Below are 623 nucleotides of genomic sequence, written 5' to 3'. Positions count from 1 at the left end.
TCATCAGCGTAGCGAACGAATTTATGCCCTCTTCTTTCCAACTCCTTATCAAGTTTATCCAACAGAATATTGGAAAGAAGAGGACTTAGTGGACCTCCCTGTGGTGTCCCTTCCTCAGAATCATAGGTTACACCATTAATCATGACTCCCGCTTGGAGGTATTTTCTTATTAGCTTCAAGACCAATCGGTCTTGGATTCTGTTAGCCAATATCCCCATTAACTTATCGTGATTAACTTTGTCAAAGAATTTCTCTAAGTCCATATCTATAACCCATCTGTAACCTTCACTTATATATTCCCTCGCTTTTCGAACCGCGTCATGTCCTCTCCGCTTTGGTCTGAATCCATAACTTTGCTCTGAAAAGGTTGGGTCAAATAGTGGGGTTAGCACTTGAGCAATAGCTTGTTGAATGAAACGATCTGTCACGGTAGGGATACCTAGTAATCTTACTCCACCGTTCGGTTTCGGGATTTCGACTCGACGTACTGGATTCGGTTGATAGGTTCCATTCCTTAAAGAATTACAAAGAGGTTCCCAGTTTTCATAGAGATGTCTACGTAGGGATTTTACGGACATTCCGTCTATACCGTGACTGCCTTTGTTCTTCTCGACACGTTTAAG

Annotated in this window: 1 protein-coding gene; it reads right to left on the bottom strand. The window is 42.2% G+C overall.

Annotation, left to right across the window (positions count from 1 at the left end; all coding sequences use genetic code 11):
* On the bottom strand, positions 1-623 hold a 623-nt coding region (gene ltrA / locus CHI06_RS29020; protein WP_095252076.1), incomplete at both ends, for a group II intron reverse transcriptase/maturase.

This window comes from Bacillus sp. 7884-1 (assembly GCF_002272245.1).
Classification (GTDB): Bacteria; Bacillota; Bacilli; order Bacillales; family Cytobacillaceae; genus Neobacillus.
This window is presented reverse-complemented; position numbering and strand designations above follow the sequence as displayed.